The organism is Paenibacillus sp. FSL M7-1046, assembly GCF_038007405.1.
Taxonomy (GTDB): Bacteria; Bacillota; Bacilli; order Paenibacillales; family Paenibacillaceae; genus Paenibacillus_AQ.
The window spans coordinates 2079076-2092775 of the sequence record NZ_JBBOXB010000001.1; the positions used below are offsets into that span (position 1 = coordinate 2079076).

Genomic DNA, 13700 nt, shown 5'->3' on the forward strand with positions numbered 1-13700 from the left:
CCCTATTTTGGACCTTTTATGCTGCGTTCTTTATAGAGCGTGATAAAATAGGATATCTGAATGAATGGGGCGATCAAGATAAATCAGGAGAAAGATGCAACAAAACGTTACTCCCGAAAGATAGGCCGGATGGGGAATAGCCTTGGTGTCAGTCTGCCTAAAAGCCTTGCCGAGAAAATGAATGTTGTACAAGGCGATGAAATTGAATTCATTGAGAATAATCAAGGTGAAATCGTACTGAGAAAGGTTCGGCATGCAGAACTGCCTGCTCATGTCCGTCCCGAAGTTCTGGAAGCATTTTATGATGTATTTGAAGAGGATAGAAAAATATTTGATGATCTAAGGGATCGGTAAGATGACTATTTTTCTGACCACAGAAGAAATCGTTGCAGCCCACTACTATATGATGAGAAAAATGGACGACGCAGATCAGGCGGGTATTAAGGACCCTACCTTGCTTGACTCTGCTATACATAGACCTTCGCAGAGTCTGTTTGGCGAAGATGCCTACCCCTCATTGTTTGATAAAGCAGCCGCCTTATTGGAATCTTTGGTTAAGAATCCTTGCTTTTATAATGGTAATAAACGTACGGCTTATCTCGCGGTAAAGTCTTTTTTGATGCTGAATGGATATCACCTAAAAATGGAACGTCTGCATGCGGTTGAGTTTATTGTGGATATTGCAAAGAATGAGTATTCCTTAGAAAAGATGGCTAATATTCTTCTTCAGCACTCAGTACAGAAGTAAGGATCTGTTTGGAGTATCATCAAAATTGTGACTGCATTCGTAGAAACTTATATGCTGTTATTTTCATACATATGGAGTAAGTAAAAGACACCCCTGGAGGTGTCTTTTACTAGTTTACGGTTATTCAGTTCATAGAGTGCTTCTAGTTTAGCTTCTTGAGTCCGGTGCCATCCTTCTTCACAACATCTTTGTCACTGGAATAGGTGTGCTCCAGTCACCGACAGATGTAGCATGATCGATCCGTTTCCAGGTGTCGCCAAACTCCAAGGCCGTCTTCATTACACTTGTTTGAATTCAATCGCGTTAATCTGCATGCCTGGTTTGACGAAATCAAACTTCATTTCATAGAGGCCCGCTTCCAGCTCAATCTTCACGAGCTTCAGCGTGATCCATCTGCCGTCTGTTCCATTGGTTTGAATAGTCGTCACCACTTGATCGTTTAGAGTCATATTGCTTGCACTCTGAGCCAGCTCTGTATCCGGAGACATGACGCTTGCAAAGATCCGGTATACACCCGCTTGATCAACTTTTATGAAGGTCGATCCGGCTGCAGCTGTTTGGACCACTGCATTGTCAGCTACGGTTTGTGCTTGCCCAGCGGCAAGAGCCGGATTCGCCTTGAAGGCATCAACCGTTTCTGCAATCACTTGTTCTCTGGAGAACACGGGTGCCTGCATCAGGAACTCACAAATATTGATAGCGCTGCGCTGCAGCTCTCCACGGGTCAGGGTGCCATTGTCCAGGGATTCAATCGTGTTGTCTCCCCAGACATTGGTTTCCGCACCATAGTTGCTGACAACCATATACAAGTCATTTTGTGCACGGACCATCCAGTTTGTGTTCCTCCGGTCAGCAGGACCTCCATCCACGACATCGTTCATGATCGCCCACCAGTCAGTCATCACGATGCCCTTGAAGCCCCATTCTCCGCGAAGAACCGTAGTATTCAAATCATAGTTGGATGCCGCCCAATGCCCGTTCACCGGATTATAGGAGGTCATAATCGAATTAGCTCCACCCTGTTTTACCGCGATTTCAAAACCTTTCAGATAAATCTCGCGGAGCGCCCGTTCGGACACAATCGCATCCACCTTACTGCGGTACTTCTCCTGATTGTTGCAGGCGAAATGCTTCAGTGTGGCGTTGGAGCCGCCCTTCATAATCCCGCGGGTGCAGGCTGCAGCAAAAATCCCTGAAATCAGCGGATCTTCTGAAAAATACTCAAAATTGCGCCCGTTCAATGGACTGCGGCGGATATTCAGACCCGGTCCCAGCAAGGCATCTACACTGTTGCTTAACAGCTCCCGGCCTTCCATGACATACAGCTCTTCCACCAATTCAGCATTCCAGGTTGCTGCCAGCAAGGTTCCAATGGCAACCTGTGTCGCCTTCTGCCCGCTGTCCATGCGAATGCCAGACGGGCCGTCTGCGGTACAGCCAACCGGAATTCCATAACTGAACAGCTGATCGCTTACACCACCGAAAGCCGAAGCCGTACCCGGTGTAACGAGCGGACTGCTCATGCCTTCGCCTCTGACAATCGCCGCCAGATCCTGGTCGCTAAGCTGGGCGATGAAAGCCTCCATGCTGACTTTGCCTTCATGGACATCTCTTAATTTATATCCTTGATTGCCGGTTTGCGCTAAGGTTTCAGGGAGATTGCCCTGAATGCGTTCAGCCATAGAAACCTTTTGTTTCGGCACCTCTGCATAGGTAAGTTCATAAGAGCCATCTGCTTTGCGGACTCCCGGGTGTATTCTTGTAAAGCTCTCCGTCGGCGCCAGCGCCTCTTGCAGCTGCTCCACAACCTGAAGAGCTTCCACGCTGTAACCGCTCTGTCCTTCCACGCCAACTTCAGCCAGCGCTTTAACACTGGTTCCCACGTAAAGGCGGTATGTCCCGGCTTCCAGCACATAAGCAGAAGCATGACCGGTCACTCCGGCGTCATCGTAAGAGGCCATCGAATGAACAGGGAAGCTTACAGTCAGACGCTGCGATTCACCCGGCTGGAGAAGTCGGGTCTTCACGAAGGCAGCCAAAGCTTTGGCCGGCTGGCCCAGCTTGCCTTGCGGCGCTTCATAATAGACCTGAACGACCTCTTTTCCCGCAAAGGCAGTTCCCGTATTAGATACGTTTACTTCAATAGCAATGTAGGCTTCTCCATCCTTGGTGATCACTTTGGCTTCTTCCGGCTTCACTTCAAACCGGGTATACGATAGACCGTATCCAAATTCAAATTGAACCCGCTTCGGGCAAAACGTCTCAAAATAACGATAGCCCACATAAATATCTTCCTGATAGAAGTTCTTGAGTTCATTACCGTAATTACGGGTCGAGGGATAATCCTCGATGGAATAAGCAATCGTATCGGTTAATTTACCGCTTGGTGTCACTTCTCCGGCCAGCACGTCGGCAATCGCATTGCCACCCTCCATACCGCCCTGCCAAGCATAAATCACACAAGGGATGGGGTGCGCATAACCTTCATCGTTCAACCAGCTCATATCGATAATATTGGAGACATTCAGCACAACGACGGTTTGCTCAAAATAGGCCGTCACCTGCTTCAACATCGCTTTTTCTTCATCATTTAACTGGTAGCTTCCCGGTTCGTCGGCATTATCCTGGTCTTCTCCGGCCGTACGTCCGATCACTACGATTGCTTTATTGGACTTAGCTCTTGCCTCTGATACCAGTTCATCGGTTAAAGGCATCTCCTTCTGGTGCCACGGCTCTGCAGCCCAGCCCCCGCCGCCATTATCAAAAGGGTTGCTCTCAATCCACGTTTCATATACAGCTGCCAATGGCTGGTTAATGGAAATGTTCTGTTTACTCCGAAGACCATCCAGCAGATTGGTTGTATGCGAAACATGGACACTGCCGCCCGAACCGGTTCCGCTGCGATAATAATTCACCTGGGTTCTGCCGAAAATGGCAACGTTGTCACTTGCCTGAAGCGGAAGAACTTGTCCTTCATTCTTTAACAGCACTGCACCTTCTGCGGCGACGACTCTGCTGAATTCAGCAAACCCTTCTAATGGAACTCCAAAACTTTGTGTGCTCAATGTATTCTCTCCCTATTATCATCTCTATACTTATTTCAACAACTTAATATTAATATACAAGCTCAGCTTCTATAAAAGCAAAGTTTCATCTGTTAATATTGTGAATATTCGGCTTGTTCATCCACCCAGACATTCCTAAACACCCGCTCCAGGAGCGGGTGTTTAGGAAAAGCACGAAGGGGCGCGGTCCCCGGCGGCCTGATTTTTATTTTTTACGCCGTTGTTTCGTCATCCGGTTATACATCACAAACGCAGCTATAATCGCGCCGATCATGCCGACGCTGGTCGCTGAATCATTGCCCATGCCAAACAGAAGGCACAGGTTCGTAACCACACTTCTCGTAAGCAGCGCAACCAATATCAGCATCAACGGACGCCAAATGTTATATCCTCTCATCCCTGCAACACCCCTGACCTAATTTTCACAAATCGGCAAACCCACTCAGCCTAAACCAACAATCTAATCTACTATTAGATGCTATTATAGCATAAGTAGGAATGCGCATACATTTTGGCCAGATTACAGAGCCGGGAGTAGTTAATTCCTTAGGAATAACACTTTCGCCCCCCGCCCCGCTGCAGCCTACTTCAGTATCTTGTTCAGCTCTTCCACTCTTTTCCGGCTGTCTATTCTAGCGTAGAAATAAAAAGCTATGGTGTGCAATACAACCGACAATAACAGCATTCCGGGCCACCAGGGCAGAATAACGTGAAACATATCTTGTGAAAATAACCAGACAATCAGCATTCCGCCCACTATCGTAATAATGGAGGAAATCAGAATATTCCAGAACGGCTTTAAAGTGAAATGATTCCATAAGGCATCGTACATAATTCCAAATAATACGGCCGATATTGCAGCAATCCCCGCAACATGCCACAGGTATACCATACTGATCGGTTGTTCCCTATAAAACAACGTTAACAGTAACGTTACCCATAAGGATGTCACCGTAAATACTTGAAAAAAAGAATGCTTGAACTGGCTAATCATGATATCTCCCCCTGAATTGTTTAATGTAATAGCGGCTGACAAAGTAACTGGAATGATCCGTGAGCACCACTTGAATCCTTGCGTTGTCTGTGGATGAAAACTCTTTAATATAACCCGTATTGATGATTGTTTGATTATTAATTTTCATAAAAAGGGCTGAATCCAGACTTTCGTTGACAACCTTCAACCGTTTATTGAGCAAATACCTTTCTCCGGTAATTACACGTACGCTGCACATGCGGTCTTCCGCTTCAATTACAGCAACCGTACTCCACCCGATTTGAACATGGCGGTCATTTTTCGCGTTGATCACTACAAGCTTTTTCTCTGCGGTATGAATAGCCTCTTTAATATTCCCCCAATGTTCCTTTTCCGCAGGATGGGTACTTACTTTGGCTACACCCCGGTCTAATCCTGAATCGGCTTCAAATATAACGTTCAATGCTGCGCCCTCCTTTCACAACTAATCTTATAAGCAAAACCTTGCTAAAACTATAGTATTGCGTTTTCTTGCAAAATCCTGCGGCTTTGTTGCACGGCGCGCTGCGGTGCATATGCACTGACACGAAAGGACATCCTTATGTGTGTATTTTTATGTATTTCTTTGATTTTGACAAGAACATTTGTTCGGGTTATACTTTTCCCAAGTGAGGGGGATTTGACCGTGGATATCATGGAGAAACTCGAAATTTTAACGGCTTCGGCCAAATATGATGTGGCCTGTACCTCAAGCGGATCGGACCGCAAAAGTCAGGCCGGAGGCATGGGCAATGCCGTCAGTATGGGCATCTGCCACAGCTTTGCGGCGGACGGCCGCTGCATTTCACTGCTAAAGGTGCTCATGACGAACAGCTGTGTTTATGATTGTGCGTATTGTGTCAACCGCAAATCGAATCAGACGCGCCGTGCTGCATTTACACCGGAGGAAATCGCAGACCTCACCATGCAGTTCTACCGCCGCAATTACATTGAAGGCCTGTTTCTCAGCTCCGGCATTATGCGTAACCCCGATTATACAACCGAGCAGCTGATTGCCGCTCTGGATCTGCTGCGGAACGTCCATCATTTCGGGGGCTATATCCATGTGAAGGCGATTCCCGGCGCAGATGATATATTGCTGTCCAGACTCGGCCTGCTCGCCGACCGCATGAGCGTCAACATCGAGCTGCCCTCCAAGGAGAGTCTTGGCCGGCTTGCTCCCGATAAGAGCAAACAGTCCATTCTGAAACCGATGGCCCTTATTAAAGAGAAGATAAACGAGAATTCTTCGGACATTGTCAAATACAACCATGCTCCCCGCTTCGCACCGGCCGGGCAGAGTACACAAATGATCGTAGGGGCAACACCGGATACCGATTACCAGATTCTCAACCTCACGGAAGGGTTGTACCGGAAGTATGGGCTGAAGCGTATCTTTTACTCTGCCTACACCCCCGTGGTAGAGCATTCGCTGCTGCCTTCTCTGGACACCAAACCGCCGCTCCTGCGGGAACACCGGCTCTATCAGGCTGATTGGCTGCTGCGCTTCTATGGCTTTCAGGCCAAGGAGCTGCTGGATGAAGCGGCGCCCAATTTCAATCCGCTGCTTGATCCCAAATGCAGCTGGGCCATCAATCACCGCGAACAGTTCCCGGTTGAAATCAACCGTGTGCCGTACGAAACGCTGTTGCGTGTACCGGGCATCGGCGTAAGGAGTGCTCAGCGGATTGTAAAAGCACGGCGGGCGGGAACATTGGATTTTTACGCGCTGAAGAAGCTCGGTGTCGTGCTGAAGCGCGCTCAATTTTTCATTACCTGTAAGGGAAAAATGCTGGAGGGGTTAAAAGTCGGCGAGCATACCCTGCTTCGTTCACTCATGTCCGGCCAAGAGCTGTCCCCGTTTCTACAGCCGCAGTACGAGCAGCTTTCCCTGTTCGATGACACGTATTTGGCAGCCTTGCCTGCAGCGGGAGCGGCAGCACTGAGGAAAGGAGAATCCTCCTGATGTTCAAGACGGCCGCTCTGGCCTATACCTATGACGGCAGCTTTGAGGGCCTGCTATGCTGCGTGTTCGAGAGTTATCAATGGAAAGAAACCCCGCTTACCATACATTCGGAGGGTGAGGGGCAAGGTCTGCTGCTGGAATCCAAATGGATTGAGACCGACAACGCCAAAGCAGACCGGGTGCTGCGCTCCATACCTCTGCGCATCTGTCCTGAGGCCGAAGAGCTTGTCCGTTTAGGATTCTGGACATGTACGCCAGACAAGGAACTGCTGCTGCTGAATTTTCTGTATCTCGGCTTCGCACATGGCCGCAAGGTTATGGACATGCTTGCCGATGATACCGTGAACGCCTTGCAGAAGGCAGTACAGCATCTGCGGCGGGAAGGGCATCTTTTTCTCGGTTTTGTGCGGTTTTCCGTTTACGGTCCGGTCATGGCGGCGGTGATTGAACCCCGCAACTACGTGCTCCCTGTCATTCAGGGGCATTTCTGCGACCGGTTTCAGGGCGAAAGCTTCATGATCTATGACAAGACCCATAGGATGGCGCTGATCCATCAGCCCGGCCAAGAAGCCATTATTCCACTGCAGGAATGGATACCCCCGGAGCCGGATGCGGCTGAAGAAGCCTATCGCCGCCTGTGGAAGAAATTCTATACTGCCATCGGTATCCAGGAGCGCCGCAACGACCGGCTGCGTTCCTCCCTGATGCCCAAGCGCTACTGGAAGCAACTTACGGAAATGGACGGGGGCAATGCGGCGGTACCGGTGCTCACAGCAAAACAGGCGCAAACTACACGACTGAAGAGCAAGGAGCGGCGTGAAGTGCACCAAGTAGAAACGGCTACACCATCCTTACAAGGACGGGATCCGTTTCAGGGAGAACGATAAGGACAATTTACAGTACCATTTTCTGATCACATGCGGAGAAAGGCGTTTCGCTACTAGGTAGTTTTTTTGGTGGAGGCTTACGTCTCGGTGTTCCAGAGACTTCGCTCTTCTTCCGAAGGCGTGTGTGTCCGGAAAGTGTATTCCTGGCTCTGAGTACAAACGGACCGAGTTGCACTTATTTGGGGCTTTTAGCCTGTTACAGTAGGAAAACGGACTCCAGCGCAGTTATTTTTCCATGATGGCCGCTTTTAGATAGAATGCAGAACAGATAAGGTCGTCTGGGTCCGCAAAAGAGAATAAACAGGGGGTTTACTCTCCATAGCGTCTCCTGAGTCCGTCCCTCGTAATTAAGGGGGACCTACTTTCAATATTGCTTCCCCAGAGCTCTTCCAGTTTGAAGACACACTCTAGCATATAAATCTTTAAAAAACACTCTGGAGGAGTGTTCGTGCGGCTGTAACCTGCATCCCCTGATCATTCGCGTATTTTAATCCGCTTCAGCAGAACATCTGCTCTAAAAGCACAAAGAGCACCCATCCAGGTGCTCTTGCTTATGCTTCTCCAGCTTGAAAGAGCAAGCTTGCTTCCGGGCTACCGCTCGTACCAGTACCCTGGAATGCCCCGCTCCAGCCGCATCAATGCCTCCAAATAGTAATAATCGCCCCAGATGGTGTAATCATCCGGGGAGTCGCCACCTCTAACGGAGTACGAACCATGCTTTAGCAGGCCTTCCGCTTCCTCGGCACCCTGCGTGGAATAATGCTCTGCCAGTGACTTCACTGATGCCTCCGCAGCGTCCAGAAAAAACTGGCGTTCCGGATCATCGGCATCCAGCTGCGAGGCTATCTCCAGCAGGCCGCAGGCGGCGATGGCAGAGGCGGAGCTGTCCCGTTTCGTATCCGGCCCCTGCGGAGCGTCAAAGTCCCAATAGGCTACCTGATCCTCCGGCAGATGGGCGATGAAGTAGCGGCCCAGGCGCTGCGCTGTCTCCAGCATCTCCGGGCTCTGCAGATAGCGGCTGATCAAGGCGAAGCCGTAAATGCCCCAGGCCTGCCCGCGGGTCCAGGTGGAGCCGTCGCTATACCCTTGGTGTGTTCCGCCCCGAATCGCTTCTCCGGTCGCCGGATCGAAGTAAAAGGTATGGTAGCTGGAATCATCACCGCGCACCAGAAAACGGCGGGCTTTGCGGGCATGCAGTTCTGCAGCCCGGCGGTATCTAATGTCACCGGTCTGCTCCGAAGCCCAGAGCAGCAGCGGCAGATTGAGCAGGCAGTCTATAATAATTCGCCCGCCATTCACCGGGTCCCCTTCCGGTCCCCAAGCCTGGATCAATCCCGCTTCTTCGCGCCAGCGCTTCATTAGCATGTCCGCAGCCTCCAGCGTCAATTGTCTTGCGGCGGCATCCTTCTCAATAATCCACTGCGCCTTGGAAGACAGCGAATACATAAAGCCGATATCATGATGATCGAAGATGATCTTATGGTCCATGCGGCGGCGGAAATTCTGCACGGTTTTTACCGCCTGTCCGCGATAGACGGGATCGTCACTGTATTCAGAGCACAGCCAGAGAATACCGGACCAGAAGCCTGCCGTCCACTCTGTGTTGTCATTCAGCGTATAATGCTCATCGCCTGCGCTCACATGGGGGAACCGGTCCCCGAATCTTGAGATGTTGCGTTTGGTCACGCCAAGCGCATCTTCAATCGCTTTTTTCCACATGCCAGTCATTGCTCCTTTACTAATTTCATTGAAATGTTCATCGACTCTCGTGGTGGATTAACCGGTTATTTTGCTTATATTGGCCGGGGGTGATCCCCTCATATTTTTTGAAGACGCGGATGAAGGAGTTGCTGTTCAGGAAGCCCACACGCTCCGATACCTCCTGCACGTTCAGTTCGTCCTCCTGTAATATCTTCTTGGCTTGTTCAATTCTGTACTGATTAATATAGTCGATGACATTTACCCCGGTCTGTTCCTTGAAATACTTGGAGACATAGGTAGGGTGGAAACGGAAACGCTCCGAAATGTGGGTCAGTCCCAGATTAACATCAGAATAGCTCTCATGGATGAAATCAACCAGCTGATCCTTCAGCTCCGTATTGTGGGACCGCTTGCGTTCATGAACCATTTGGCAGACCGTCTCCAGAATCCGCAGCAGTTCCGCCTCAATCTCCTCAAAGGTCTCGCAGGCAAACAGCTGGCGGATCAGCTCGTTGCGCTGAGTTAGCTCCTTCCGGTCATCGCTCTTCATCTGCTCGGTGGCCTTCAGCATGGTGCCGATCAGCTCGAACATCAGACAGCGGGCCAATTCGACAGACAAGGGCTCCCCGGCGAAATTGGTCATCAGTATCTCATTCATGACCTCGGTGGAGCGGGCATAGTTGCCCGTGGCGATATAATTGACCAGCTGCCGCTCCAGATCCAGCGGATAATACAATTCCTCTTTGGGCTGGCGGATCCGGTTCTGGTCAATAATCTGGCCAATGCCCAGAATCAGCCGGTATTCGAGCGCCTCCTCCGATTCCCGGAAGCAGGCTGCGATTTCCGCTATGGATTGGCGGATGCCGCTTACTCCCACCGAGAAATAGACCAGGAAACGCGATTGGATGAAATGCTGCGCCTCTTCGGCGGACTTGATCAACTGCGGGAGTGCCTCCCCAGCACTTCCCCGGATATTGACCAGAAAGGCAATTCTTCCGTCCATCTCGGCGGAATAGACGGGACCCACTGCGCTCATCAGCTCCTCCAGCACATTGGTTAGAATCAGATGGACGAATTGAATTTTCTTCTCCTTATCCTCCGGCTCTCTGGTGCGGAATAATCCCCCATAATTCTCGATATGCAGGAGCAGTACGGCAAAAGAATCCGTCTCCAAGCGAATGCCCAGGTGCTCCATCTCCGCAGCAAGCTCCGCTCCAGGCCGCACCCGTCCCTTCATCATTCTCGACAGGAAGCTGCTGCGCACCATTGTCTGCTGCTCTTTAAGCCTTGTAGCGAATTGATCCTGCTCTTCCCAGGCCCGGGTCAGCACGTTTTGCAGAATGCCGAATTCATCGTCCCGCTGCTCCAGCTTCACTTTGACTTTATCGGAGATGATATTCATGATCCGGCCGAGCGGCCGGTAATTTCGCCGGGTGAACCACCAGGCCGCCACGCCGCCGAGCATGAGTACGGCCGCAACCCCGGCAAAGGTGATGTTGCGGATGACCGTCAGCTTTTTGGCATAAATGCGTGTAGGAACAATAGAGACATACTGCCAGTCCTGCACATTGGAGGAAATCTGCGAGACCGTCACGGATTCACCGTTCCATTCTGCCGTTCCTGTCCTTCTTCCGGAATCTTTGTTCAACTGCAAATAAGCCTTTATAGTGTAAGGGGTTTCAATAGGTCCGGTAGAAAATAGCGTGCGCCCGTCACGGTCAAGGATGAATACTGTGCTCTCCTTGTCCAAACGCACATTATTTATAGCCTGCTGGAACCGGTCGGGGTCCAAAGTGACCACAAAGGTAGCCGGACTGTCGCCGGTTGCCTGAATAGGGAAGGGCTGGAGATAGACCAGCGTCTCCTCAATGCGCTGATCCTCACTCCGAACCTCCATTTTGCGGAACACACTTTCGCGGGATTCCTGCATCAGCCGTGTCCACTCCTGCTCGGTCACGCCGGTCCCCTCATAATAAATCTCATACAAAAAGTTCTTAGAAACCAGCGAAGAGGAGGATAACGCCACGTCGGAAGCTTTGACATAAATATATAATTCACGGATCAGTCCATTCCCGATCCGGATGGATTTGAGGTTTTTGATCAGATCAAGCCCCATCAGCCGCCATCTTGCATCCTGTTCGGAAGCGTGGTTGATGAAGCTGCTAAGCTGGGAATCAGCCATTAGCTGGCTGCTGATACTTCCGATATCTCCCATCTGGCTGTCGATGTTCTCCTGCACCTGGGACAGCAGAACCATATTTGAGCGGTTGACTTCCTCCTCCAGCAGATTGCGGGATTCCACAAAGACGGCTGCGCCGATGAGGATAGGAATGAGCAGGATTACCAGATAAGAGATACTCCAGGACAACAGGATGCTCTTCTTCTTCATGGGTCTCCTCCTCAAAAGTAAGCTTTGGCGGCAAAATTTGAATTATTCCTTAATGGCTCCAATCATAACGCCTTTGACAAAATATTTCTGCAAAAACGGATAAATGAACAGAATAGGCAGTGTGGCCACCATGACCGTTGCGTATTTCACACTTTCACCGATGGCCTCCTTGTCGCCCATTGCCGCTGCCGTCGTCATCGAATCCGTGCTGTTCTGAATCAGAATTTCCCGCAGCACCAGCTGGAGCGGATACAAATTACGGTCGCGGAGATACAGGATCGCACCAAACCAGGAGTTCCAGTGAGCCACACCATAAAATAGAATCATTACTGCAATGACCGGCATGGATAAGGGTACCACAATCCGCCAGAGGATGCGTACCTCTCCCGCACCATCAATCCTTGCCGATTCCAGCAGGCTTTCGGAAATCTCCTGAAACGAGGTGCGCATAATGATCAGATTATAGCTGCTGACCAGTCCCGGCACGATGAGAGCCAGTAAATTGTTACCCATGTGCAGCGTGTTGTTAATCAGCAGGTAAGTTGGAATAATCCCGCCGTTGAAGAACATCGTGAACACAATGGCCAGCATAATCGGATTCCGGAGCATGAAATTTTTGCGGGACAAGGTATACGCGCCAAGAATGGTGAACAGCAGATTGAGCGCCGTCCCCAGCACCACAATCACAATCGTATTCCGGTAGCCGGACAGAATGCTGGGATTGCTCAGCACCAGCTTATAGCTGTCCAGATTGAACCCTTCAGGGAAGAAGAGCAGACCGCTGTGGGCCATTAATCGCCCCGAGTCGCTAAGCGATGCATTCAGTACATGCAGCAACGGATACAAGGTGAAGATGATCAGCACGACCATCAGGAGCATATTTGCCCCGTCAAATAGCCTTTCTCCAATCGTTCTTTTTATTTTCATGGAAATCCCTCACTTTATCTTCCCAGGTGAATGTGTGCTTGCACGCCTGCATGCGCTTAACTTCACCTTTGGAGTTTAACGCGTACTAGAACAGCTTATTGTCGGATACCGCTTTGGATAGACGGTTGGCGCCAATCAGCAGGATAAAGTTGACGACCGACTGGAATAGGCCTACAGCTGTGGTGTAGCTGAACTCGGCGCTTTCACTGATCCCTTTGCGATAGACAAAAGTAGAGATGACATCCGCCGTATCGTAGACATTCGGATTATAGAGCAGGATAATCTTCTCAAATCCGATCTCCATCAACCCGCCAATGCGCAGAATAAGCAAAATGACAATCATCGGGATGATGCCCGGCAGGGTGATATGCCACACCTGACGCATCCGGCTCGCGCCGTCCACTTTAGAAGCATCGTACAGCTCGGGATTAATTCCGCTAAGGGCAGCCAAATAAATAATCGTGGAGAAGCCAAGCTCCTGCCAGATGGATGAAGCAGTGTAAATGGTGCGGAAATTGCCCGGATCACTCAGCAGGGCGCTGCTCTCGCCGCCGAAGAAGACAATAATGGAGTTAAACAGCCCGTCCCGGGACGAGAAATCCACAACCATTCCGCAGATCACCACAATAGAGATAAAATGGGGAATATATGAGACCGTCTGCACCGTGCGTTTGAACATTTCATGCCTCAGCTCATTCAGCAGCAGCGCAAGCAGAATTGGAGCCGGGAATCCGAACAACAGCTGATAGAAGCTTAAGACCAGCGTATTTTTGAGAATCCGCCAGAAATAATAACTCTGGAAAAAATCCCGAAAGTGCTGCAGCCCCACCCAATCACTGCCCCAGATTCCTTTGCCGACCGTATACTCTTTGAAGGCAATTACTGCTCCGTACATCGGCAAGTATTTAAACACGAGAAAATATAAAACCACCGGGAGGGCCATCCAATAGATCGCTTTGTTTTTTTTGTAATTCAACCAGATCAGGGAAAGCTTCTGCGGCATAG

At 50.2% G+C, this 13700-nt stretch carries 12 protein-coding genes; 4 read left to right on the forward strand and 8 right to left on the reverse strand.

The window, feature by feature from the left end:
* Positions 1 to 60: 60 nt before the first annotated feature.
* On the forward strand, positions 61 to 354 hold the full coding sequence (locus tag NYE29_RS08855; RefSeq protein ID WP_076113439.1) for an AbrB/MazE/SpoVT family DNA-binding domain-containing protein: 294 nt from the start codon (positions 61 to 63) through the stop codon (positions 352 to 354).
* Position 355: 1 nt separating this feature from the next.
* The gene (locus tag NYE29_RS08860) at positions 356 to 748 is read left to right on the forward strand and encodes a type II toxin-antitoxin system death-on-curing family toxin (RefSeq protein WP_340895484.1); all 393 of its coding nucleotides are present in this window, start codon (positions 356 to 358) and stop codon (positions 746 to 748) included.
* A gap of 278 nt (positions 749 to 1026) precedes the next feature.
* Here NYE29_RS08860 and NYE29_RS08865 read toward each other — a convergent pair whose 3' ends face one another.
* The 4 genes from NYE29_RS08865 to NYE29_RS08880 all read right to left on the reverse strand — a co-directional run bounded on the left by NYE29_RS08865 (position 1027) and on the right by NYE29_RS08880 (position 5249).
* Positions 1027 to 3813 carry a glycoside hydrolase family 3 C-terminal domain-containing protein gene (locus tag NYE29_RS08865; protein WP_340895486.1) on the reverse strand — a complete coding sequence of 929 codons (2787 nt, stop codon included), beginning with the start codon at positions 3811 to 3813 and terminating at the stop codon, positions 1027 to 1029.
* Between the two features lie 205 nt (positions 3814 to 4018).
* Positions 4019 to 4210: a hypothetical protein gene (locus NYE29_RS08870; protein ID WP_038584764.1), complete on the reverse strand. Its 192-nt coding sequence runs from the start codon at positions 4208 to 4210 to the stop codon at positions 4019 to 4021.
* Positions 4211 to 4396: 186 nt separating this feature from the next.
* Positions 4397 to 4807, reverse strand: coding sequence for a hypothetical protein (locus NYE29_RS08875; RefSeq protein ID WP_076113442.1), 411 nt, complete (start codon positions 4805 to 4807; stop codon positions 4397 to 4399).
* Entirely contained in the window at positions 4800 to 5249 is a 450-nt protein-coding gene (locus NYE29_RS08880; protein WP_076113443.1) for a LytTR family DNA-binding domain-containing protein, read from the reverse strand. Before NYE29_RS08880 ends, NYE29_RS08875 begins: the two co-directional genes overlap by 8 nt.
* A 231-nt stretch (positions 5250 to 5480) precedes the next feature.
* Here NYE29_RS08880 and NYE29_RS08885 point away from each other — a divergent pair, with 231 nt between their 5' ends.
* Entirely contained in the window at positions 5481 to 6791 is a 1311-nt protein-coding gene (locus NYE29_RS08885; protein WP_076113466.1) for a putative DNA modification/repair radical SAM protein, read from the forward strand.
* Positions 6791 to 7678, forward strand: coding sequence for a TIGR03915 family putative DNA repair protein (locus NYE29_RS08890; RefSeq protein ID WP_340895489.1), 888 nt, complete (start codon positions 6791 to 6793; stop codon positions 7676 to 7678). Before NYE29_RS08885 ends, NYE29_RS08890 begins: the two co-directional genes overlap by 1 nt.
* A 591-nt stretch (positions 7679 to 8269) precedes the next feature.
* Here NYE29_RS08890 and NYE29_RS08895 read toward each other — a convergent pair.
* From NYE29_RS08895 to NYE29_RS08910, 4 genes are all read right to left on the reverse strand, one after another.
* The gene (locus tag NYE29_RS08895) at positions 8270 to 9397 is read right to left on the reverse strand and encodes a glycoside hydrolase family 88 protein (RefSeq protein ID WP_439823189.1); all 1128 of its coding nucleotides are present in this window, start codon (positions 9395 to 9397) and stop codon (positions 8270 to 8272) included.
* Between the two features lie 37 nt (positions 9398 to 9434).
* Positions 9435 to 11768 (reverse strand): helix-turn-helix domain-containing protein, encoded by a 2334-nt coding sequence (locus tag NYE29_RS08900; RefSeq protein ID WP_076113445.1) that lies wholly within the window; start codon positions 11766 to 11768, stop codon positions 9435 to 9437.
* Between the two features lie 42 nt (positions 11769 to 11810).
* On the reverse strand, positions 11811 to 12695 hold the full coding sequence (locus NYE29_RS08905) for a carbohydrate ABC transporter permease (protein ID WP_076113446.1): 885 nt from the start codon (positions 12693 to 12695) through the stop codon (positions 11811 to 11813).
* Between the two features lie 85 nt (positions 12696 to 12780).
* A complete protein-coding gene (locus NYE29_RS08910) occupies positions 12781 to 13698 on the reverse strand; it encodes an ABC transporter permease (RefSeq protein WP_076113447.1) in 918 nt (305 codons plus the stop codon).
* Positions 13699 to 13700 lie beyond the last annotated feature (2 nt).

Bases quoted from the DNA above. Each gene is read 5' to 3' on its own strand.
- NYE29_RS08855 (WP_076113439.1), top strand. From the start codon at position 61: ATGAATGGGGCGATCAAGATAAATCAGGAGAAAGATGCAACAAAACGT.
- NYE29_RS08885 (WP_076113466.1), top strand. From the start codon at position 5,481: ATGGAGAAACTCGAAATTTTAACGGCTTCGGCCAAATATGATGTGGCC.
- NYE29_RS08900 (WP_076113445.1), bottom strand. From the start codon at position 11,768: ATGAAGAAGAAGAGCATCCTGTTGTCCTGGAGTATCTCTTATCTGGTA.
- NYE29_RS08910 (WP_076113447.1), bottom strand. From the start codon at position 13,698: ATGCCGCAGAAGCTTTCCCTGATCTGGTTGAATTACAAAAAAAACAAA.
- NYE29_RS08860 (WP_340895484.1), top strand. From the start codon at position 356: ATGACTATTTTTCTGACCACAGAAGAAATCGTTGCAGCCCACTACTAT.
- NYE29_RS08895 (WP_439823189.1), bottom strand. From the start codon at position 9,397: ATGTGGAAAAAAGCGATTGAAGATGCGCTTGGCGTGACCAAACGCAAC.
- NYE29_RS08890 (WP_340895489.1), top strand. From the start codon at position 6,791: ATGTTCAAGACGGCCGCTCTGGCCTATACCTATGACGGCAGCTTTGAG.
- NYE29_RS08905 (WP_076113446.1), bottom strand. From the start codon at position 12,695: ATGAAAATAAAAAGAACGATTGGAGAAAGGCTATTTGACGGGGCAAAT.
- NYE29_RS08875 (WP_076113442.1), bottom strand. From the start codon at position 4,807: ATGATTAGCCAGTTCAAGCATTCTTTTTTTCAAGTATTTACGGTGACA.
- NYE29_RS08870 (WP_038584764.1), bottom strand. From the start codon at position 4,210: ATGAGAGGATATAACATTTGGCGTCCGTTGATGCTGATATTGGTTGCG.